The organism is Pontibacter sp. LHS1 (assembly GCF_058932855.1).
Genome location: NZ_JBZYWF010000008.1, coordinates 150791 through 174216 on the forward strand (window position 1 = coordinate 150791; position 23426 = coordinate 174216).

14 protein-coding genes and 1 tRNA gene are annotated in these 23426 nt (G+C 47.1%); 5 read left to right on the forward strand and 10 right to left on the reverse strand.

The window, feature by feature from the left end; translation table 11 throughout:
* Positions 1-15 precede the first annotated feature (15 nt).
* The 5 genes from AC5FXQ_RS16100 to AC5FXQ_RS16120 are packed head-to-tail and all read right to left on the reverse strand — an operon-like array spanning position 16 to position 4095.
* Positions 16-1386: an ATP-binding protein gene (locus AC5FXQ_RS16100; protein ID WP_493603443.1), complete on the reverse strand. Its 1371-nt coding sequence runs from the start codon at positions 1384-1386 to the stop codon at positions 16-18.
* Between the two features lie 3 nt (positions 1387-1389).
* Positions 1390-2421 (reverse strand): PP2C family protein-serine/threonine phosphatase, encoded by a 1032-nt coding sequence (locus AC5FXQ_RS16105; RefSeq protein WP_493603444.1) that lies wholly within the window; start codon positions 2419-2421, stop codon positions 1390-1392.
* Positions 2411-2815, reverse strand: coding sequence for an anti-sigma regulatory factor (locus tag AC5FXQ_RS16110; protein WP_493603459.1), 405 nt, complete (start codon positions 2813-2815; stop codon positions 2411-2413). Before AC5FXQ_RS16110 ends, AC5FXQ_RS16105 begins: the two co-directional genes overlap by 11 nt.
* Positions 2808-3218 (reverse strand): STAS domain-containing protein, encoded by a 411-nt coding sequence (locus tag AC5FXQ_RS16115; protein ID WP_493603445.1) that lies wholly within the window; start codon positions 3216-3218, stop codon positions 2808-2810. The genes AC5FXQ_RS16110 and AC5FXQ_RS16115 overlap by 8 nt, the downstream gene beginning before the upstream one ends.
* Before the next feature lie 4 nt (positions 3219-3222).
* Entirely contained in the window at positions 3223-4095 is an 873-nt protein-coding gene (locus tag AC5FXQ_RS16120; RefSeq protein WP_493603446.1) for an STAS domain-containing protein, read from the reverse strand.
* A 184-nt stretch (positions 4096-4279) separates the two neighbouring features.
* Here AC5FXQ_RS16120 and AC5FXQ_RS16125 point away from each other — a divergent pair, with 184 nt between their 5' ends.
* Positions 4280-4831, forward strand: a complete 552-nt coding sequence (locus AC5FXQ_RS16125) for a DUF4136 domain-containing protein (protein WP_493603447.1) — start codon at positions 4280-4282, stop codon at positions 4829-4831.
* Positions 4832-4968: 137 nt separating this feature from the next.
* Here the strand turns inward: AC5FXQ_RS16125 and AC5FXQ_RS16130 are convergent, their stop codons facing one another.
* The 4 genes from AC5FXQ_RS16130 to AC5FXQ_RS16145 form a co-directional block, all read right to left on the reverse strand.
* Entirely contained in the window at positions 4969-5901 is a 933-nt protein-coding gene (locus AC5FXQ_RS16130; protein ID WP_493603448.1) for a threonine ammonia-lyase, read from the reverse strand.
* The gene (locus AC5FXQ_RS16135) at positions 5901-6278 is read right to left on the reverse strand and encodes a RidA family protein (protein ID WP_493603449.1); all 378 of its coding nucleotides are present in this window, start codon (positions 6276-6278) and stop codon (positions 5901-5903) included. The genes AC5FXQ_RS16130 and AC5FXQ_RS16135 overlap by 1 nt, the downstream gene beginning before the upstream one ends.
* A gap of 518 nt (positions 6279-6796) precedes the next feature.
* On the reverse strand, positions 6797-7990 hold the full coding sequence (gene tyrS, locus AC5FXQ_RS16140; RefSeq protein WP_493603450.1) for a tyrosine--tRNA ligase: 1194 nt from the start codon (positions 7988-7990) through the stop codon (positions 6797-6799).
* A 358-nt stretch (positions 7991-8348) separates the two neighbouring features.
* A tRNA-Pro gene (locus tag AC5FXQ_RS16145) sits at positions 8349-8422 on the reverse strand.
* A 1457-nt stretch (positions 8423-9879) separates the two neighbouring features.
* Between AC5FXQ_RS16145 and AC5FXQ_RS16150 the strand changes: the two genes are divergently transcribed.
* The 4 genes from AC5FXQ_RS16150 (at position 9880) to AC5FXQ_RS16165 (ending at position 22508) form a co-directional block, all read left to right on the forward strand.
* Positions 9880-16632, forward strand: a complete 6753-nt coding sequence (locus tag AC5FXQ_RS16150) for a DUF6443 domain-containing protein (RefSeq protein WP_493603451.1) — start codon at positions 9880-9882, stop codon at positions 16630-16632.
* A gap of 6 nt (positions 16633-16638) precedes the next feature.
* Positions 16639-17112 (forward strand): hypothetical protein, encoded by a 474-nt coding sequence (locus AC5FXQ_RS16155; protein WP_493603452.1) that lies wholly within the window; start codon positions 16639-16641, stop codon positions 17110-17112.
* Between the two features lie 178 nt (positions 17113-17290).
* Positions 17291-20896 carry a DUF5977 domain-containing protein gene (locus AC5FXQ_RS16160; protein ID WP_493603453.1) on the forward strand — a complete coding sequence of 1202 codons (3606 nt, stop codon included), beginning with the start codon at positions 17291-17293 and terminating at the stop codon, positions 20894-20896.
* Between the two features lie 481 nt (positions 20897-21377).
* Positions 21378-22508, forward strand: coding sequence for a hypothetical protein (locus AC5FXQ_RS16165; RefSeq protein WP_493603454.1), 1131 nt, complete (start codon positions 21378-21380; stop codon positions 22506-22508).
* 56 nt (positions 22509-22564) lie between these two features.
* On the opposite strand, the gene AC5FXQ_RS16170 is transcribed toward AC5FXQ_RS16165, so the two are convergent.
* Positions 22565-23426: IS3 family transposase (locus AC5FXQ_RS16170; protein WP_493603455.1), on the reverse strand; the 862-nt coding region annotated here is incomplete at its 5' end.

Below are 23426 nucleotides of genomic sequence, written 5' to 3' on the forward strand. Positions count from 1 at the left end.
ACAGGCTTTATGCTTTTACTCGGCATCTTCTGACTCGGTGACCACTTCAGTGGCTGGCCACGTAAACACAAAGCGGGTGCCGCGACCCATTGACTCTACCCACACATCGCCCTGCTTTTCTTCGAGTATACGCTTTACTATGGCGAGGCCCAGACCTGAGCTGTCATGGCGTGTCAGGTTGTGGCCAAGTGCTTCATATTTGCTGAAGATCTGCTCCTGATCTTCGGGTGCTATACCTGGGCCGTTGTCCTGCACTACCAGGTATAGAAGACCAGACCTGAGGCTGCATTGTACTTCTATCACAGCTTCTTCTGGTCTGTCGTGGTACTTCACGGCATTGCCGAGCAGGTTGCTGAATATCTGGTACAGGTAGATCTCCTGGGTGTAGAGGGTAGGCAGATCGTCTGGCAGTATAATCTTAAAAGACGCCGGTATGTAGAGCGACTCCAGCACCTTGTGAAGCACGGACCGGACAGACACGATCTGGCGATGCAGGCTGTGGTGGCCGGCAAGCGAATAGGCCAGTATACCTGTGATCAGTTTGTCCATCTTGCTGGCCTGCTCCCGAAGTATCGGCAGCAGTGAAGTGGCATCTTCGTTATTGCCGTTCTGCAAACTGTTTTCCAGGAAGTTGATAATACCTCCAATGTTCTGCAAAGGAGCCCGCAGGTCATGCGAAACGGTATGGGCAAAAGCATCCAGGTCGGCATTGGCTTTCTGCAGTTCGAGGTTCCGGCGCTCACGCTCCTCCGATAGTGACTGTATCTCAAAGTTGGACTGCTGAAGCTGCAGGTTCAGTCTCCTGATCTCCTGCAGTTGCTGTTCTGCCTCCAGGTTGCGAAGACGCAGTTTCTCGAGCAGCTCAAGCTGCTGCATGTTCTGCCTTTTGATCTCTGCATAGGGTGATATTCCCTCTTCGTCGTTAAACTCCCGTAGCCAGAGCTCCTGCAGACTCTTTGTAAATACAGGAGACTGCGTGGGGATGCGCTTACGGAGGGTCACAACAGTACCTTGCTCGCTCTCGGTCTTGATCTCAAAGAAATCCACCAGTTTGCGGGAGTTCACAATGCCCATGCCGCGCCCTGTAGCACTGCTGCCATACCTGGTCCGATCATAAATCTGATCCAGGTTGCCGATGCCACGCCCACGATCCGACACTTTCGCTTCCAGGTAGTTATGCCCAGCTTCTCCGATAATGCTAAACTGTATAGTGCCGTTGCCCACATGCTCTACCACGTTGCGGCAAATCTCCGACACGGCCGTTGCGAACTTGGTCTGGTTGGCCTGTGCCATACCTGTTTTTTCTGATAGCTGCATCGCCCGCTTATAGGCCAGCACCACGTCCAGTTCGTTTGCAATGTTTATTTTGAGAAAGCTCTTTGGCATCAGCTAAACTTTGGCTTTACAAACAAGTACGAGTGTATCATCTGTTTGGCGGCTATGGTCTTTGTAAAGAACTGCCGCGATGGTAGTTGGTAAGTGTCGGTGCAGGTTAGGGTAGCGGCTCAGGTCCCAGCGCGATTTCAATCCGTCGCTGTGCACGATGAGCAATTTGTTACGGTTCCATTCCAGCTCTTGGTTGTTGAAAGTACCCGGAATGTTGTGACCGAGTATACCGTTGTACGATATCACATTCTTATAGGGCATATTGCCCAGCGAACTCTCCATGGAGAATAGCTTGCCGGCTATGTTGCCTATGCCGCAGTAACTGAATATGTTCTGGCTGATGTCGATGTTAGCGGCAAAGCCCACTGCGCCCCGGGTACGCCGGATGCTCGAGTGTATTTCTTGCAGCGCCACGGCCGGATCAGGTATAGGATTGTCGCAATAGGTCTTGACGGCCAGTTGGGATGCCTCCTGTGCATGCGTGCCATGCCCCAACCCATCGAGTGCCAGCAAGTAGACGCCCCATTCGTGATGTACGATAGCATACCCGTCGCCGCAGTCTATTTCTTTCGGCTTAGGGACCATGATGTTGCCAATATCGTAGCGCCTGCCTGGTGGGATGGAACGAGCCGACTTGTATACCCGGGCCACGATCACGGTGCCTACCTGGGGGTGTGAGTAAAGGTCGAAAACATCAGACTGTCTCTTGATCGCCCCAAGCCCTTCACCAGCGGAGCCGAAAGTAGACACGCCGTCTTCCAGCATCCGGTCAGGGTTGTTCATGCCGGGCCCATTGTCCAGGCTGATGATCTCAATCCCATGGATGGGTTTACCGATGGCTTTCACCAGCAGTTCGCCACCCTGCGTCGTGTGCTTCTCCAGGTTAGAGAGCATTTCTGACACGATAATATTGACCTTGCCCACGGCTCCTTCCGATAAGGCGAAGCTTTCAGCAAGTCGTGTGATGTCTTTTTTTGTGAGACTAGCGTAGCTTCGGTCGGGTATCGCGAAGCGGTAGTGTTGATTAACGTCCATGTTTCCAGTGGATGACAGTAACTGTTGTGCCTTCTCCCGGATTGCTTATGAGGTCAAATTCGTTGACTAGTCGTTTGGCACCGGGAAGACCAAGGCCGAGACTCCTGCCGGTAGAGAAGCCATCGCGCATGGCCATGGCGATATCAGCTATACCCGGGCCTTCGTCTTTGAAGGTTAGTCTTACGCCGGTTTTGGCATTGTGGCTGATAATTTCGAGTATTACTTTGCCTCCGCTGGCGTACTTGAGCATGTTACGCACCAGTTCGCTCGCAGCCGTGATCAGCTTGGTCTGGTTGACCAGACTCATACCTATACGGGTGCCAAATTCGCGCACGCGGTTGCGGAAGGGGACCACATCCTGCTCGCGCACGATCTCCATCGTATCTTTAGTCATTACGATCATCCTGGTCTTCCTCCTCTTCGTCGTCTAGTTCCAGGTTATCGCCTAGTTTAGTGTTAAGTAATTCCATGCCCTTTTCTACATTCAGGGCAGTATGTACACCTTGCAGCGTTAGGCCAAGCTCCACGAGTGTAATAGCCACAGCGGGCTGCATACCTACTACTACGGTTTCAGCATCCATAATGCGCGACATGGAGGCAATGTTGCCCAAAATGCGACCCATAAACGAATCTACGATGCTTACTGCCGAGATATCTATCAAAACGCCCCGTGCTCCGGTCTGGCTCACCATGTTGATCAGGTCATTCTCCAGCGTCAGGGCTAGCCTGTCGTAGAGGTCTACCTGTATGGTTACCAACAGGAAAGGCCCCATTTTTAAAACTGGTATCCTGTCCATCGTATTAGCGCGTTATTTTGAATCCTTTGTTTCGGTCTACGCGGCGCACCTCGAGGTTGGTCATACTAAAGGCAAGCTGCAGTGCGCTGGCCAGGCTGGCCTTCGTCTTGATGTTAGAAAGGTCAATGCCCAGGTGTACAATGGTTTGCGCAATTTCGGCTCGTATACCACTGATGATACACTCGGCACCCATCAGGCGTGTCGCGCTCACGGTTTTGATCAGGTGCTGTGCTACCAGTGAGTCGACGGCAGGTACGCCCGAGATATCCAGGATCGCGATATTACTGCCTGTGTTCACGATTTCCTGCAGCAGGTTTTCCATCACTACCTGGGTGCGTGCGCTGTCCAGCGTTCCGATGATTGGCAGGGCCAGTATACCGTCCCATACCCGGATCACCGGTGTAGATATCTCACTGATTTCATCTGTCTGACGCAGGATCACTTCCTCACGCCCTTTGATAAAGGTTTCGAAAGTAACGATGCTCAGGTTGTCCAGCAGGTCGTTGAGCTGCATGATTTCCTGGTAGAGGGTAGTAGGGTCATCTTTCCGCTGCTCCACCAGTACTGCTATCACAGCCTGCTTCAGGCTTAGTACATACGCTCCGGTTTCACGCGGACTAAATCCTTGTCTTGCCCTGGTAATGGAAATGTCGCGGAGCGTATCAGTTACCTGCTCAAATTCCGTGTCATAGATGTTGTCATAGTTTCCTCTGGCAACTGCTCTGAGCAGGCCGTCGAGCATCTCTCTTGACTGACGCTGCAGTTCATCGCTTGTCATCAGATCATCACGGAGTGAAGCATCCGACAATTGATTTTGCATCCACTTTTCAAGGATGCTTTCTTTGTTTTTTTCTAGTACTTGTGCCGTTGTGTTCATGGAGGGCAAAACGTAGCTTGTGGACGTATGGTTTAAACGATGCTGATATTTTGCATCGCGCAATAGTTCCTGTAGTAGGCTAAGTGCTAAGTTAAATATAAAAATCGCAATCGATGCATACTTACCGGATTACTGCTTACGTATACAGATTATTTTATGTGTGATGATCCAAGAACTTTCGGAAATGAGAAAACTAATATTAAGTACTGCTTGTCTGTTACTCTGGCTGTTCACAGCCTGTAGCTCTTCCACCAGTATCCAATCTGAGCCAGCACCCGGCTTCGGGTTAAATACTTACCGTCAGTTTGCCTTTATGGACGTGGATACGGACATAGAAGATATGGGTAAGAATTATCAGGGGCATGTGCACTTCCTGAAGCAGGAGTTGGCCCGTCAGTTGGAACTCCGCGGTCTGAAGCAAGCACCAACGACAGAAGAAGCTGACTTACTCATCAACCTGGGTATAGTGGTAGACAGGCAGGTACAAACCAGGGAAACCGATATCATATCTGACCCGCCCCGCTACATAGGGCAGCGCCGCTATACCTGGCAGAGCAGAGAGGTAGAAGTTGGGCGCTACAGCGTAGGCACAGTGTCAGTGCACCTCGTGGACCCGGTGCAGAACGAACTGGTATGGCAGGGAACGGCTGAACGTGTTATTTCTGATAAGCCTGAAAAATTGCGGGAACAAATAGAGAAAGGTATAGCACAACTGGTAGAGGAAATTCCTTCGTAAACTAGCTTTGTCAAACAGTACAGCAAAGGTCTTGCAGCTAGCTGCAAGACCTTTGCTGTTGTCGGAGCGGCGGGACTCGAACGCAAAACCCGCAGGAAGTTACGCTAGGTGATTTTAACGGTTTGCAGCTGTATTTATTAAAATGGCAATTTTTGAACATCTACATTGCCACCTGATAGTATAATGCCCACCTTTTGGTTTTTCAATGTTCCTTTTTCTTTTAATAATCCAGCGAATGCAACAGCACTGGAGGGTTCTATTACAATTTTCATTCTTTCCCAAATCAAACGCATTGCATCTATTATCTCTTCTTCCTCTACAAGAACAATATGGTCAATTCCTTTTTTGATGATTGGAAAGTTAACGTCTCCTAAATGCGTTTTAAGTCCATCTGCAATGGTGGATTTATTATCGTGCGTTTCAATTTTATTTGACACCAATGAACGGTAAGCGTCATCAACAAGAGCGGGTTCTGCTCCTACAACTTTTATTTTTTTTGAAAAATTTTCTGCTGCCAGAATTGTTCCTGCAACCAAACCCCCTCCTCCTACAGGAGTATAGATACAGCTTATGTCAGGATACTCCTCAAGCAGTTCCATTGCTGCAGTTCCTTGTCCTAAAATCACATTCAAATCATTGGAAGGATGGATAAAAGTCAAACCTTTTTCTGCCACCAGGCGATTAGTATATTCTTCTCTTGCTTCATTTGTCGGGGGGCACTCCACTACAATGCCTCCATATCCTTTTACTGCATTCTTTTTTACGGTGGGTGCGTTGGAAGGCATCACTACATAAGCGGCTATTCCTAAACTTTTAGCGGCAAGTGCCAATGCCTGGGCAAAGTTTCCAGATGAATGCGTAACCACACCTTTCTGTTTTTGCTCATCAGTTAATTGCATAATCGCATTTACTGCTCCGCGCATTTTGAATGCACCCATACGCTGGAAGTTCTCACATTTAAAGAACAGCTCACAGCCTGCTAGTTCATTTAACAGGCTGGATGTCAGAACAGGTGTTCTATGGATGTATGGCTTTATCCTTTCCTGTACTTCGACCAACTGATTCTTCATTACTTAATTTCTGCTATTATCTCTACTTCTAATTGGTAACCATAATGTAATTCTGGCACGGGGACCACGGTCCTTACCGGCTTATGTTCTCCCATAAATGAAGCATAAAGCTTATTAAACTCCGGCCATAATCTGACATCGGAAATGTAGGCTGTTACTTTAACTATCTTCTCTTTAACCGTACCTGAGGCGTGCAATATTTGAATTATATTTTCAAAAACTACTTCAAATTGCTTTTCAAATGATTCATCTTGATGATGTGTTCCATCTGTTGAAACAGGTAATTGGCCTGAAACAAACAGAAGGTTATTAGAGATTATCGCAGTGCTGTAATGTCCATTTGCGGCAGGTAATTGTTCATGTGTAATTATTTTCATGGAGTAGTGATCTGATTTGATAGTGTTGATGTCAATGTTGCTATCTGCACTTTGTGTAGAGTGTGGTAGACTCTTTCGTTAACAGAATGAATATAGGAAGAAATAGTTGAAGAAGGAGAAGCTTGCTTGGAATTCTGCAGGAATGGCGGGGTGAGAAGCACCACTAGAAATGCCTGAAGATGCTGAAAAGTGGCTTACAGTTCTTGGAGGAACTATTTTGCCTGCAACCTTCCTCGGTAGGCGTCACTTTTTCGTCAATAAAAAGGGCCTTTACATGCTGTAAAGGCCCTTTTGTCGGAGTGGCGGGATTCGAACGCAAGTACCACCAAATCAAGCTTTATAAAAATGCCTCAGAAGCGTTGGTTAAATGTTAGTTTCCGTTAAAATTCCGATGTTTTTGGCCACAGCTGACGCAGATTCTGACGCAAGCGCTACTAACGCAGGAAGTGACGCAAGGTGCTTTTGAAACTAAGCTTCAACCGGCTTAAAGATATATTATATCCAACTTATTTCAACTCCTAGAAACCTCTTTTGCCTATTCTGATTTTTGTGCCCTCCAGCAATGCTATACCTGTGTGCGGATCTTTAATCTTTTCATTGTTAACTTGAATGCCGCCTCCTTCAATCAATCTACGAATGGCAGATTTCGTTAAATCATTTTTCAATCTTTTACATAGATCAACTATACTCAAAACAATATTATCTGCGTGCAGTGATTCAATTAAGACAGGTTCGAAAGCCTTCTCTTCAAAGTTTTTGTTCTGAAACTGAATACTGAAAAACTGCTCGGCCACTTCTGCTTCAGACTCACCATGGTATTGAGTAATGATGTTCTTTGCGATGAATTTTTTAATGTTCATCGGATTCTCTCCTGCGCTCAGCTTGCTTTTTAGGCTAAGTTTTTCATCTGATGTAAAATCCGTCGTCAGTTCCAAAAATTCGAGAATCAAGCTGTCTGGAATAGACATAGTTTTGCCAAACATTTCATTAGGTGCATCGGTCAGCCCAATAATGTTATTCAGCGACTTGCTCATCTTCTCTTTTCCATCTAGGCCCTTCAATAAAGGCATACATATCACAATCTGAGGGTCCTGTTCGAAAGTTTCCTGTAGCTGCCTTCCCATAGTGCAGTTAAAGAGCTGGTCTGTGCCTCCCATTTCTATATCACATTCAAGTTTTACAGAATCGAATCCTTGCAATATGGGGTACACCAGCTCGTGCATTGCAATCGGAGTGTTTTCAGTAAACCGTTTATTAAAATCATTTCGGTGCATCAGCTGCGCAACCGTGACCTTAGAAAGCAGCTGAACGATCTCAGAAGACGACAAGGTATCCAGCCATTCAGAATTGAAGACTACTTTAGTCTTATCCACATCGATTATCCTAGAAAGCTGGTTAATGTAGGTCTCTGCATTATACTGCACCTCCTCTAGACTCAAGGGCTTTCTGCTTTTGTTCTTACCAGTTGGATCACCGATGCGTGCCGTAAAGCTTCCTACCAGTATTACAATCTGATGCCCTAAGTCTTGGAATTGCCTGATTTTTTTGAGCACAACAGCGTGTCCAAGATGCAGGTCAGGGGCTGTAGGATCGAAGCCCAATTTGATTACCAGTTTGCGGTTCTCTTTCTCAGCCAATGCCAACTTCTGTTCCAGCCCGTTTTCAGGAAGAATGATTTCTACGTTTTCTTTTAGTCTGTCGATGGTACTCATTTTTTTGAAATAAAAAAAGCCCGGGCAAATGTGCCCGGGCTTCATGTTATGTTTATTTATAAATCTATCGCTATATTAAATTTCGATCTGAAGTATAAACATACCTTCCCCGAGCAAATACCATAGCATAATAGGTGCTGAAAAATGGGAGACGCAGTATGTTATTCAAAAACTTCATTTCAGTTACAAAGGTAAGCAATTTCTGATAGCGTGATAAAATAGGGTGTGATTTTTAAGTGAGGCTCTAAGACTATATAGGCCTATATAGGAGTGTCAATGCGGTTAGGGAAGTGCTTTCGCGTCAGTATTAATTAGCTTAAAATGGCCTTCTACACACTGTAAAAGGCCTTTTTTAAAGTCGGAGTGGCGGGATTCGAACCCACGACCTCCAGCACCCCATGCTGGCGCGATACCAGGCTACGCTACACCCCGTAAATTTTTCGCAACATAATAAAAATGACCAATTGCCGCAAGTGCCCTGATTGTACTTCTTTTCATGTCTGAATGGGCAGGTATATGGCATCACTTCATGCCTGAGTAGTTTCCATTTAAAATGAATTGCCCATAAAAAAAGCCCTACATTGCTGTAAGGCTTCTTAAAGTGCTCTTGAGTGGACAAATCTCGAACCATTTCATGGAAGATTTGAGGATATTGGGCGGCAAAGGGCAGCGTCAAGCCACTGTATAGGCAGTGCTGCCCATGCCGTGCCTTGATTATAGGAGCCTCCTGTTGAGTTGAATCTTCTGTAAACTTCTTTCTTTATCAGATCACTCTCAGAGACCCAACCTGGAAAACCACTCCTGCAGCACAGCTTCGTAGTCGGATTTAAGAGCCTGACTCAGAAAACTGAGTTCAATAAAGACAAACCATTTTTGTTTTGCTTTCTGTATATATTATGCCTAGGGCCCTGGCACACTTAGTATGCCTGTTATGCATTGATTAGACGTGAAAGGTGTTGGCTTTAACAGCAGACATACTGATTATGATTATCAGTGGCACGCTTACAGCTCTGCACCTTTAAGTGTGGTTCTTAGGGGCAATGAAAACACAAGAATTCATCATTTGGCTACTCATATAAGAGAGGCGAGTGATCCTAATCAAACTGTAGGTAGTGAATCAGGACATTCTTACATGCTAGTGCTGCTAGGCACCACATATGAAATAACACTTAATAATTTAGGTGCTACTTAACTGATGAAATTTATGCTTAACGGGTTAAATTCCTTGTGTTTTGCTCTCAGGTGCCTACAGGACACTTTAAATCCTATCTGGATACTGTTGTAACAATAGCGGGTAGTATCAGAAGAAGAACAGTGTGTTCACCAGGACTAAGTTACTTTTGAAACATTTGTTAAAAATTATTCCGCTACGAATGAGGCTTGGGGGAATAAGAAAGCAAATACATGGTTGAAATATAGTGATTTTTCTATATTTAATTAATGTTACTTTTGATGGTGTTTGTTCTTTTTATTAGTTATTAAAACGTTCGTTTTTTGGGGGCGGATACAGAATACGTTCCTGCTAAAGATCCAAGCTCTAAACGAACTTCAATGAAACCATCATTTAATCAAATGACATCGGTGTGCCGTTTTCCCAGACCAACCAGCACTAACAAATGCCAGTTCTACTTATTTAGTCAACCTTCCCTGATCCTGTTAGCAAAAAGAGTTTTCCATAATTAAGAATCCCACAGCGGAGAATACATACTTACTCTTGTAAATAATTCTTCTAAGCTCCTTTCTTAGGATATCAATTTTACTTATCGAAAAAACTATACACGCAGATGCTGTCTTACTTTCTCTTCCTCCCTTCCATACTATGGAACCAGGCATTGCTTTGCTTGAAAATGCAACATTGCAGGTTTTGTCTACTATTGATACTCCTAATCATGCAAGGAAACACTCAAGCCATCTTTGCACAGGCCCCGGTAAAGGGAGAAGTAAAGGGAGCACCTGCCCAGCAGTGGCAGGAGGACTTGGAGGCAGAGCTTTTGAAGCTACGCAGTAGGCACCAAGTAAGGGCAGGGGGCAGCAGGGAGGAGACTGAGCGTCTTCAACGGTCGTACGACCGCTCCAGGGACTCTCTGGTATCCGAGTTCTACCTGCGGCGTACCCTTCAGGAGCTCAAACTGGAGACTTTCGCTGTACGATCTTCTGCGACTAACTCACTGAGCATGTCGTCAACTGGCTATAACCTGGTGCCGGACGAGGTGGAGCTACAGGTTTTGCGCGACATCTATAATACGATGGGCGGGAATGGGTGGCAGTACAGGCACAATTGGCTCCAGGGGACAACGAGCGCTGATTTTGCTAATTGGTATGGCGTGACGGTGGTAAACGGGGACATAACGGAAATCAGACTTGTCGTTAATAAACTTACCGGGCCGATTCCGGCTTCCATCGGTAACCTTAAAAGCTTGCGGGTACTGAACCTTAGTTCCAATAACTTAGGGGGAACAATTCCTGAGACCCTGGGCAACCTGCCGAATTTACAATCACTCATCCTCAGTTACTGTAAACTTTTCGGTCAGATTCCTGGGGCACTAGGAAATTTAACAGGATTAAATACCCTTGACTTGAACAGTAACAGCTTGGAAGGTACTATTCCCACTTCCTTGGGAGGCCTTTCCAGTTTGCAGACCCTGAACCTGAACTGGAACAGCTTAAGTGGAGTGATTCCCGAGTCCTTTAGTAATCTGTCAAACCTGTTATCCCTACAGCTTAGTTACAATAATTTCAGTGGGGGGATCCCCGCCTCTCTGGGTAATCTCAGTAGGTTGGAAGTGTTGACCATAGGTAACGCAAAGCTAACCGGCTCAATTCCGGCTTCACTGGGCAACCTGCAAAACCTGTGGTTGCTCAACTTAGGATCGAACAATCTGAGTGGCACAATTCCGGGCTCATTTGGGAATCTGGGCAACTTGACTGATCTTCAGCTGGATTTCGCGGGAGTTGAGGGGCAGATTCCTGCCTCTTTGGGAAACCTGACGAAATTGAGGTATCTTTCCCTTGTAGGCAACAGGCTCACCGGTACAATCCCAACCGAACTGGGTAACCTTTCGAATGCTTGGTATTTCAATATTAGCTCCAACTGGCTTACTGGCCCTATACCGGCTTCACTGGGTAATCTCGCGGGCGTTATGAGGCTTTATCTTCACAGAAACCGGCTGAGCGGTACAATCCCTGCGGAACTTGGCAGGCTGACAGCAATGGATGCGCTTAACTTGGGAGACAATAACATAGAAGGTACTATACCAGAAGCACTGAAGGAGTTGGCTGCCATGGGGTACCTTAGTCTCAACAACAACAGCCTGAGCGGCCCCGTACCCGAGTGGCTGAACCTCCTTCCGAATCTTGTAAGTCTCAATATTGGCTTCAACAGGTTAACCGGTACATTGCCGAATTTCAGCAACTATCCTAACAAGAGCGGCCTTACTCTCATTTTCAACCACAATAATTTAGATTTCGGCGGAATAGAGGCCAACATGACAGGTGTAAACCAACACCCTTTCAGCCGTTTTGAATTCAATCCGCAGGGTGTTATCGGAGAGGCCTATACTGCGGAAGTGGTGATAGGGAAAAAAATGGACTTAACGGTGCAGATGGGAGGGGTGCGTAATCGCTTCCAGTGGCAGCACAAAATAAACGGGACGTGGCAGGACATAGATGGGGCAACAGCTTCGACTTACACAGTAGGGCGTGCTGGTGAGAGCGACGCGGGTTCATACCGGGCCCGCGTGACAAATGAGTGGGTCACGGGGCTGACGCTCTATACTGCAGAAATAACCGTGGAGCTAATGGCCGGCGCTGAGGAGGAACTGCTCGCGTCTTCACCAAGCCAGAACAGAAATTACATCCTCACCAATACGGCGCAGGTGGCGGGGTTAGCCAAATCTGAAGACCTTCAGGCAGGTACAGTGCGGCAGGTTATGCAATCAATAACCTATTTTGACGGGCTGGGGCGGGAACTGCAGACAGTGCAGACCAAGGCCTCGCCGCTGGGGCAGGACCTAGTCACGCCGGTGAGCTATGATGCCTTGGGAAGGGTTGACCGCACATATCTACCTTACGTAGCTGAAGGTGTGGCCGGCTCGTTCCGTATTGAGGGCACATCTGAGCAGAAGCTATTCTACAGCCCGTCAAACCTCAGCCAACCGACCATTGCCAAGACCAACATGCCTTGGGCCGTGCCGGTATACGAGGCCTCCCCGCTAGGTCGGGTGAACAAGCAGGGCGCCCCGGGGGAGTCCTGGCAACCCGACGACTTGCCGGCGTCAACGAGTACGGACCATACCATCAAGAACCTGCAACGCACTAACATGGCTGGAGAGGTGCGTCTGTGGCAGGTAAGGCCCTATACGCCAGCAGCTACTGACAACCCGATGGGGAACGCCGTCCTTCTTAACGGCACGAACCAGTTCCTGAGAGTTGTGGCAAGCCCAGTCTTAAAAATGACGGAGTCCATAACGCTCGAAGCGTGGATTTATCCTACTGGCAGTGGTAGCAATGAGACTTCCGGTGGGATAATCGCTTGCCGTGAAGGGGAGTACTGGATGGCCCGCTATCCGGATGGAAGTATTGCTTGGGCACTTGCCAACACTTCCCCGGGATGGAAGGGCGTCAAAACTAAGGCTAAGGCCCCACTCCACACCTGGACTCACGTGGCCGTGACCTACGATGGCGCATACGTCAGAACCTATATCAACGGCAGGCTTGCAGAGACTCCTCAGGCCGCGACGGGCCCAATTGTTGACAGGGACACAGGTCGCAATGAGTTGCGCATCGGGGGGCGGCAGAGTACGACGACCTCGCAGTACTTCCAGGGCGCCATCGACGAGGTGCGTGTGTGGAACACAGTCCGTACGGAGGCACAGATAGCTGGTGATATGCGCGCCGTGCCCGCGGCTTTGACGCCGGGGCTGGCAGGTTTTTGGCGCATGGAAGAAGGGCAGGGACTAGCTGTAGCCGACGCCTCAGGCCAAGGCAACGCGGCCGCACTGGTAAGTGGGGCAACATGGGTCACTACCGGGCTATATCCGAGCAATACGCTGTACACGACAGCCACGGCAGAACAGGGGGGCTTCTATGCCCAAGGCACCCTTAACGTGACGGAAACAAAGGATGAGCATAATGCCTTAGTAGTAGAATACAAGGACTTGCAGGGCCGGGTGGTGATGCGGAAAGTGCAGGAGGCCGCTACGGTGACTAACACAGCGGAAGATGATTTCATGATTACACAATACGTGTATGATGAGATAGGTAATCTTAGACTAGTCATACAGCCGGAGGGTTACCGTTCGGAATTGCCAGCCCCGGACAATACAGGCCGTATTGCGCTCACTCCCACCTTTCTGGAACGTTGGTGCTTCCGTTACGAGTACGATGCCAGGAAAAGAATGATCGAAAAGCAAATGCCTGGTTCGGGACCAGTTGTCATGGTCTATAATCTGCGAGATGATTTAATTCTTACCCAAGACGCCAACCAGGCTGCAAGTAAGAAATGGGCTTTCACTAAGTATGACGCGCTGAGCCGCCCTGTTATGACAGGAGAGTTTGTCAGTACAGCGGACAATAACAGCCGTAATGCCATGCAGGCCGAGGCAGATACCTACAATCAACAAGGAGGGAGAGCCCAATTCGAGTCAAGGTCTGGGGACACCGAGCTTCCAGGTTATACCCTAGATAACACCTTTCCATCCCTTGCTGATTCCGATCCGTTGCTAACTGTAACCTTTTACGATGACTACAACCATAACCAACTGTCGGGGTACGGCTTTGATGAAAATCATTTAACTGGTGTAGCTGCCTTTAATCCGTTGGTCCGCGGACAGGTGACGGGCACACGCACAAAAACAGAACTGATAAACACGCAGAGCAATACTATCTGGCTAACATCAGCCAATTATTATGATGAACAGTACCGGCTGGTTCAAACCGTGGCCCAAAATCATCTGGGCGGGTTGGACCGGGTAAGCACACTATTTGACTTTGCAGGACGAGCAATGGAAACGCTTGCCACACATGAGAAGGGCAATATGAACTATGTTGTGTACAACAAATTCCAGTATGACCATGTCGGACGACTGCTGGTAACCTGGCAGCATACAGGCACTGGCCCTTACGATCCTGAAAAAGCCTCTTTAGTCACATTGGTGGAGAACCAATATAATGAACTAGGGCAGCTGGATGCAAAAAAGCTGCACGGTCGCACCGGGCAAAGCTTCCTGCAGAAGGTAGACTTCCGCTACAACATCCGCGGCTGGCTCACGCAAATAAACGATCACAGCCTCACAGGGCAGGATGAGGATCCCCATGGGGATTTATTTGGCATGAAGCTCAACTACAATATAGAGCTGCAATTGCCGATAGGGGGCGGTGCGCAATACAATGGCAATATCGCCGAGGCGCTTTGGAAAACAAAACCTGCAAGTGGGGGAGGAGTGCAGCGCGGTTACCGCTACACTTATGACAAGGCCAATAGGTTGCTGGGTGCACATTATCGGGCTAAAACCGGAACGAGCTGGACTGTGGAGTCGGACCGTTATACAGTGCAGATACCCTCTAAAAATGACGCGAGTGGAAACTTGCTTAACGGGTATGATGCCAACGGCAACATTCGCTTTTTAACACGTCGCGGAATGGTTAAGGCTAGCCCTACATGGGGAGTAGTCGATAACCTTACCTATCGCTATGAAGGAAACCGCCTGGCCTCGGTGCAAGATGCGGTCACAACAGAAGGGGTGGCCGGTGATTTTATCAACGGTGCAAACCGCTCGTACGCTGAGGGCACAGCCAGTTCCTGGGAATACTTTTACGACGCCAACGGCAACATGACCCGTGACGACAACAAGAAAATAAATGCAGTCACCTACAATCACCTGAACCTGCCCTTAAAAGTTGACATCACCGGAAAAGGAAGTGTGCGCTTTTACTATACCAAAGCTGGGCAGAAGCTTCGCAAGACGGTGCTTGCCGCCAACCAAGACTCGGTGGTGACGGACTACGTGGGGGCTTTTGTGCACAGCCCGGAGGCCACCTTCGCCCATACACCGGAGGGGCGGGTGCTTTACGACCCGGCAACAAACGAAAAGTGGCGCTACGAGTACCACTTGAAAGACCACCTGGGCAACCTGCGCGTGTCCTTCGCCGAGGAGGTGACCACCACTGACGGACTGACGATGGAGCCGATGATGGCCCAGCAGGAGGAGTCTAGCTTCGGGCGCGTGGCCGAGACGCGTCACCTGGACCGGGGCAAGTCCCGCACTGGCTCCCACGCGGCGCTCTTGGGTGCGGGCCGCAACCAGCCGCTGGGGCCGAGCAGGCGCCTGGCTGTGAAATCCGGCGATATCGTGAAGGCGGAGGCCTACGGGCTCTACGAGGAGGAGGTGAAGAAAAACACGGCCTTCAACCTGGCCACCTGGCTGCTGGGGGTGGCCACGGCGGGCGTGGGTACGATGACGGAGCTTGGCAATGGCAAAGGGAAGGCCCTGCCGCTCCTGGGGGCAGGTATCGCGGTTGCCCCGCAGGTACTGCAGAAAGAGAAGGCGGCGCCGAAGGCCTATCTTCGCTATATTGCCTACGATGCGGACTCCAACTATGTAGACAGTGGGTACCAGCTACTGACAAAACAGGCCAACGGTGAGTGGGAAAGGCTCGAACTGGAATACAAGGCTGAGCAGGATGGCTTTGTGGAAGTATTCTTGGCCAACGAAAGCTACGAGGCGGCCTGGTTCGACGACATGTCTGTGAGCCAGACGAGTCCGATGCTGGTGCAGGAGAACCACTACGACCCCTGGGGGCTCAATTTATTTGGCATTGAGAAGGCCGGTGACCCTAATCACCTTTTCCAGTACAACGGCAAGGAGAAGCAACAAGAGCTGGGCCTGAACTGGATGGACTACGGGGCCAGGATGTATGACGCGCAGATCGGCAGGTGGCATGCGGTGGACCCACTGGCAGACCAGATGCGCAGGCACTCGCCATATAATTATGCCTTTAACAACCCGATTCGCTTTATCGACCCAGATGGGATGGCGCCTGATGATTATTTTGATAAGCAGACAGGCAGGTACATAGGGAGCGATAATGCCGAGACTACTAATGTAAGGGTTATATCAACTTTAGCCTTTAAAAATGATGGTAGTACTGAGCAGGGTGAACTAGTTTCATCTACAAATTTGACAGATGCTGCTGCTAAGGAAATAGCAAACCACTATTATAAAAAAGCAGGAGGTAATCTCTCTGAAATAGAAAATAATTCTATAGACTTAAATACAAGCGGTCTTGCTGGTACAAACAGAGCAAAAGTTTCAAACAAAATTAATATTTCAATAAATAAAGGAGAATACGGTGATTTGCTTAAAACAAGAGAAGATTTTGTTAATACTATGGTTCATGAGCGAGATCACGGACTGAGATATCTTAGTAATCCAAGTTATAAATATAATCGCAACACTGATTATTGGCCTAATGAAGGTAGTGCAACCAATATACAAATACGTCATTCATCTTGGCATGGCACTTCTCCTGAATATAAGCAGAATATATATGATGTCTACGGACAACACACAGTGGACCCTAGATTACATATATTTTATTTTGGACAGTACGGAGTTGAGATCAGAAAGCAAATTAACAAATAACAATATATGATAAAGCTTTGCAAAGATATTTCCGTGTCTATATTCCTGTTTTTACTTTGCAGTTGTGACAATAGTGGTCAAAGTGAATTAAATGATAACTCAGTTATAGGTATTTCATGTCTAGAAAAGATTGAAATTGTTAGACCTCAATTAGGCAGGGAGGAACCGGATCTATTGGAAATAGTTATTAGAAGTAATGATTTAATTCTTAATAACGCTTTGGATTCTTCTAAAGTAGAAAAACTTGTTTTTAAGGAAAAGAAATTCTTAGCTGATAGTGTAATCACTCATCATGTCCGTATCCAAAAACTAGATAACAACAGCTATAAGTTATCTTTTATGACGAGTTATTACTTAAATTCTCAAAAGGATTCAGTTGCAGAAACAGCTAATAATTTTAATAAAACTGGACTAATAATTTTAACTATTAAGGATGGAGATCAATTGACAATAGGTACATGTAATGGTGTTTCTTTGTAATATATTTAAATTTCATGAGATAAATTAGAGTTTATCCCTATCCTCGACCACTACTTTGTAGTGGCAAAATCAAGGTCAAAGGAACTCTCTGCGGAGCTAAAGCTATTTTTTCTTAAAAATATTATAGAGATAAAATAATTGTCGGAAACAGTCATATTTGATATTTTTAAAAAACATAATGAAAGCAGTTTTTATCAAGCTTATTATCCTTACAGTTTTGTCTGGTTTAACGATTTACAATTGTATTGCTCAAGAACTGAACAGTGCAGTGCCTCCTTCACCAACCGCGGCTGCCATGGGTATCTACGGTGATATCCCCATGAACTATTATACAGGTATACCCAGTATCTCAATTCCTGTTCACTCTTTAGAACAGTTTGGACAAAGTTTTCCAATCACCCTCGATTACCACTCAAGTGGGACGAAGAAATTACAAGAGGCTACTGCTGTTGGGTTGGGTTGGTCAATTAATAATACAGCGGTGATCACCAGAGCAATGAGAGGCCGTGATGATTTTCATCCCAATGGCTATTTCAAATCTGAATTGAGGAACAAGCGCACTGACGGGAGCAGAGAAGAAGATTTTCAGCCTGATATTTTCTACTACAACATTTTTGGCAAGACGGGCAAATTTGTTATTGATTACCCAGGAGTTCCTCTTGAGATGAAAGGGGAGTCAGACGTAAAAATAGATTTTGACAAAGTAAATGGAAATTACTGGGTGATAACAACGGATGATGGAACAGCTTACAGATTTGAGAAAAAGGAATATGTCCGACAGGAATATAAACGGCCAGATGTAAGCACAGTGAATGCAACGTATGTGTCCGCGTGGTATTTAAGTACCATTACACAGACAAACGGTCAGGGTATTAATTTCAACTATCGCAATGCTTCCAGTCAGGCTAAAATTGTCAACATTTATAAGGATGAGTCTCAGTCAAGAATTATAAGTTATTACCCATATGTATATTGTGCAGAATGGTTAGGCAGCCCACTCTATAATTATGTAGGAACTGTCGGACGATCCGAAACCAATACCTGGACGGATGAAGTATTGCTGGAGAGTATAACTTTCACAAAGGGGAAAATCAATTTCCTTTATTCAGATAGAGTAGATGTAAGAGTTGAAAATTTTGCAAATAGAAGCAAGAAATTAGATGCTATTGAAGTTAGAAGCCTGAATAATGAACTCCTTAATCGGTATCTGCTGTCTTATGAGTACTTTATTTCCCCTTCATCCATCTCTTATTCCGAACCGGATTATATATCGAAGCGACTTAAGTTAGTCAGTATTTGTGATGCAGGAGGAAGCACTGAGGCTTCAAGTGCTATGTGTCACTCCTTTGGGTATAAATTAGACCCTAATGCAACAAATTACTTAGGGTTTAGGCGTCTGGTGCCCGATAAGACAACCGATCAATCTAAATACGGTTACGCGATTGACCCAGAAATTGGCATGTTAAATAAAATCATGTATCCGGCGGGCGGAGAAACGAATTTTGAGTTTGAGTTTCATAAAGTTCCAGCCAGTGCGGGTATGCGTGTAAGTAGAATAACGAATAAGAACGAAACAGGAGAAACGACGAGTATAAAACGTTTTGATTATAAGAAAAAAAATGAGTCAGGCAATTGGGTAGACAGTGGCAAGGAATTGAATCCAAGGCTAAACTTTGCTCGACCTGGTAGAGCAGAGGTCGATGTCACTTGTGGGGTGGGAAATCAAGCTAATACAACTACTGTTACTGTTGATTATGAGGTCACAGCAGGGAAGCAGGCTATTGCCCTTGGGGAGTCGGCTAGCGGTGCTTTTGTCGGGTATGATCAGGTTACAGTTTTCAGTGATGAAGAAGGTAAACATGGTAAAACCGTATATCATTATATAAATAATATAGCTACTCCTGCAAAGGAACACTATGTTCCTGGACTGTATGATACTCAGGATAATGCCAATGGAACATTGGTACTTACGGAATACAGCGAATACGATGCCTCTTTGCCTGAGCGTTACAAGCTTGTAAAGCAGGTCTTTTTAGAACATGAGACCTTCCGCTCAAACATAGTGCTGGGACAGGTAAAGAAGGGGCAAGCAAAATCTGACCCGTATGATCAATACACCATAAATCCAATAGGTATTAGACTCAAAAAAGAGGAGACAATACACTGGTACAATGGTACTGAACAAAAGGAGACGATCACTTACGCTTATATCAAAGATACACAGGGCAGAGGGTTTAAAAGCTGGTATTTGCCTAATTCAATTACCAAAAACACCAGTTCTGGTGAGAGCATAACAACAAGGAAAAGATTTCCAGATGATATGTTTAAGAATGGCAGAGAGGTACCCCAGCCCTATGAGGAAATGCGTCAAAGGAACATGCTCAACTATGTCATTGAGGAGGAGTTTAAAGTAGGGAATGTAGTGCAGGAGAGCATTTTCAATCACTATAGACAGGATGCATCCACCTCAGGTCTGATCAAGCCTTCGGTCGTACAAACGCAACACAGAGCCGAACAGGCGGTTGACAGGGTCATTTTCAACTCTTACGATGCTGCTGGCAACATATTAGCTGCATCAAAAGTAGGGGCAGCCCAAGTTGCAACAATCTGGGGATATGGTAAGCAACATTTAATTGCTGAGGTCAACAATGCAACAAATCTAAACAGAATAGCTTTTTCAGGCTTTGAGTCAAACGATATCAATGCCTCTTTGGCCACTGGAAATGGCAGTATTAACTACTGGAGTTATAACGATGCCGGCATTGTCACAAGTGAGGGTTTCACTGGAACCAAATGCTATGATATTGGTATGGGAGGAGTGTTTAAGTTTGGCTTAGGACCAAGCTCAAAATACATAATTTCATATTGGGCCAAGAGAACAACACCACTCGATATATTGGATGAAAATAATAATCTGATCAATAGTAAAGTATACTCTGGTAGAGAAACAAACGGCTGGAGATTCTTTGAACACCAGGTAACATTGACCAATGCTGTCATAATTGGTGGGTCGGGTTATGTTGATGATCTGCGCCTATATCCAAGCGACAATCAAATGACCACCTACACATTCAATCTAAGAGGAAATGTGTCGAGTGTCACCGATGTAAACAACAGCGTTGCTTTCTACGAGTATGATTCTTTCGGTCGTCTCGTGAATATAAAGGACATGTACAAGAATATTCTCAAGACGATTGAATACAACTATGTCCGTACCTACCGAAACAAAGAGAAAGTAGCACGCGTCTTCAGAACTAACTGCAAGAATGGTTTAGTATCGGGGCCACCTGCGCTTTACTATATAAACAGTTTTAAATACAGCTCCCTCGTATCTGATGCAGATGTTGACGCACAAGTCCAACAAGAGATTGACACAGAGGGTAGTGCACTTGCCAATAATACGTGCGATTGTGTTCCGGTCTATGCGCGTATTGTTACAGAAATAATAGCGGATAACAGTCAAGTTGGGAATACTTACGAAAGTGTAAATCTTGAAAAAGCGGTTTATATTAAGTTTTATGCAGACTATGACTTAACAGTACCCTATACTCTCCCAGCAGGGGTTACAATTAGTTACATCTTTAATGAGAATTACCAATCCCAAGATTCAAATTATAACTATACTCGATCCTTTAATAGAAATGTACATGTGCCGGCGGGGGTTAATCAATTAAAACTTGAGGATTTTTTTGAGAATTGTTTTTATAGCTACGGTAATTTAGAAGGAGATTGCACTACCTATTCTGTTACTCTAAACCCTGGAACTAGTTATACAATCCGATAACCTCCCTTGTGTGTGCAATAGTAGTGATTAAAAAAGTGGTACACGCTTACCCTGCCAGTAACGCGAAATGCTTATGCAAAGGGCCAAGGTTTTGGATGCCGGGTAACAGTACTCTTCCGCCAAGCGGTATGATGTAAGGCAGTATATAAATTAGGCTGGAGATTCAAATTGTTAATGGTTTATATGATCTTTCATTGCATGAATACTTAAGCAGCAAGAAGTAGATTAGACAGTTTGATTACCTTACAAATACATTATAATCCAAATGTAAACAATTTGGCAGCACTCTTGTGCAAACTCATAGTCACTAAGTTAATTCGAGCTTACAAAGAGGGTGAAAACCAGTAAATAACACTACTGTTGAGTTATGTGCAGTTATTGCCATGCCTCTTGCATACTTGTATTCCACTGATAATTATCTTCTACCATGCACTACATTTTCTCACAACTTAATAAGTATTACGTGCATCTAATGCCAATCATGCTGTTTTTTTTACCATTAACTGTTCTTGCCCAGCAAAACAAACCGAGCCTTCTTACAGGGGCACCAGAAGCCGGTGAGCTGCTACGCCGACTAGTGGTTTGGCAGGACAGCCTACAGTCAATTGATCTGGCACTTCAGGACACATCCCGCCTAGTGGCTGTGCGTGACAGCCTGCAACAGCTAGGCGTGGAGGGAGAGGAGCTGGCACACAGAGCAGACAGCCTCTCACAGGCGATACTGGGGGAATCAGTAGTAACTGAAGAGTTGCAGGAGGTAAGAGTGCGGCTGGAGCGGCAGCTCAGGGAGGGTAAGGAGGCACTGGCCACCCAGTTGATGCCCGAGGAGCTGCAGAAGGCCCTGCAACAGCTGGAGGAGGCGGGGCGGAAAAGCGCAGGAGCCTCGCTGCCCCACCCCCCGGGCATGGGGCAAATGCCCGCCTCACCAGACGAGCTGAAAGCAAAAGCCAGTCAGGCGGCGCTGAAGGCGGCAGGGGAGCCCTTTACCGAATCCTTCGACAAGCTGGGGCAGGCTAAAGCAGACTTTGACAGGTACAAGGGCCGGGTAAGCAAAGTGGAAAGTATGAAGGACATGCCGAAAGGCATACTGGGACCCAACCCGCTCAAAGGAAAGCCATGGACAGAGCGTTTGGTGGTGGGCAGCCTCTGGCAGGCGGGCAAGCAGGAGCGCTTCTTTCTGGACCTGGGGCCGACGGTGGCCTGGCGCTTCTCGGAACGTCTCTCAGCGGGCGCGGGCGGACAGTACCGCCTGCACCTGAGCGTGAGGGAAAAGCCCTTTGTGGGCGGCGCGGAGCGGGTGGGGGGGTACAGCCTTTTTTCAGACTTCCAGATCAAAAGCGGCTTTTTTGCCCGGCTGCAGTACGAGGACCTGCGTGTGTCAGTGACACGTATAGACCCTCTCACGCAGGAGGAGACGCTGAACAGGGAGTGGGTGCCGGGGCTGTCGATGGGGCTGGGCAAGGACTACACCCTCTACAAGAAACTCAGAGGCTACGCGCTCCTGCAATATAACCTGCTTCACGAGAAGGACCGCACCCCCTACCTGCACCCGCTGCAGGCCCGCGTTGGCTTCTTTATCTTGGTCGGCGGCTTGGTGAAAGGAAACCATTAAGTCTATTCAGTTTCCGCCTGACAAATAGGTAATCAAAGTCTGAGCCCCTCCCAATTTTAGGACAACGCTAAATTAGAGAATTCGGGTTTCTTTATATTCTCTTTTATCCACTCTTCCGGTGTTTTGTCACCCAATGAACTGTGGGGCCGGAAGCAGTTATACTCCTCTCGCCAAGCCTCGATTTTCTCCCTTGCGTCTTCCAGTGAGAGGAACCAGTTCACGTTCAGGCACTCATCCCGGAAGCTGCCATTGAAGGACTCGATAAAGGCGTTATCCGTCGGTTTACCCGGCCTGGAGAAGTCCAGTGTTACCTGGTTATCATACGCCCATTTATCCAAGGCCTTGGAGATAAACTCACTGCCGTTATCCACTTTGATACGCTCGGGCACCCTGCCGTGTTCCTGTTTCAGCCGCTCCATCACGGCCACCACCTGTTCGCCTTTGATGCCCTGATCCACCTCGATGGCCAGGCATTGCCGGCTAAAATTATCCACTGCAGTTAAGCAGCGGAACTTACGCCCGTCGAAGAGCTGGTCAGCCACGAAATCCATACTCCAGCAGGCATGTAAAGTAGTGGCAGGAAGTTGCTCCAGCCGGTGGGCAGCGGCCCGGCAGCGCCGGGGCCGCAGACTTCTCAGGTTCAGTCCCTCAAGCTTGTAAAGCCGGTGGACGCGCTTGTGGTTGTCCGGCCAACCTTCCCGGCGCAGCAGCGTGTAGATCCGCCACATGCCGTAGCGCACCCGGGTCTGTGCGATCTGGCGCATGCGCGCCCGAAGAACCAGGTCCTTTTCCTTCCCTTTTGTTTTGTAATACCAGCCCGAGCGGTGGAACATCACCACGCGGCAGGCCCGGTGGATGGAAACCCGGTAATCCGTCAGCAGGGTCATGGCCAGCACCTTGAGCTGGGCTGGCCTCAAA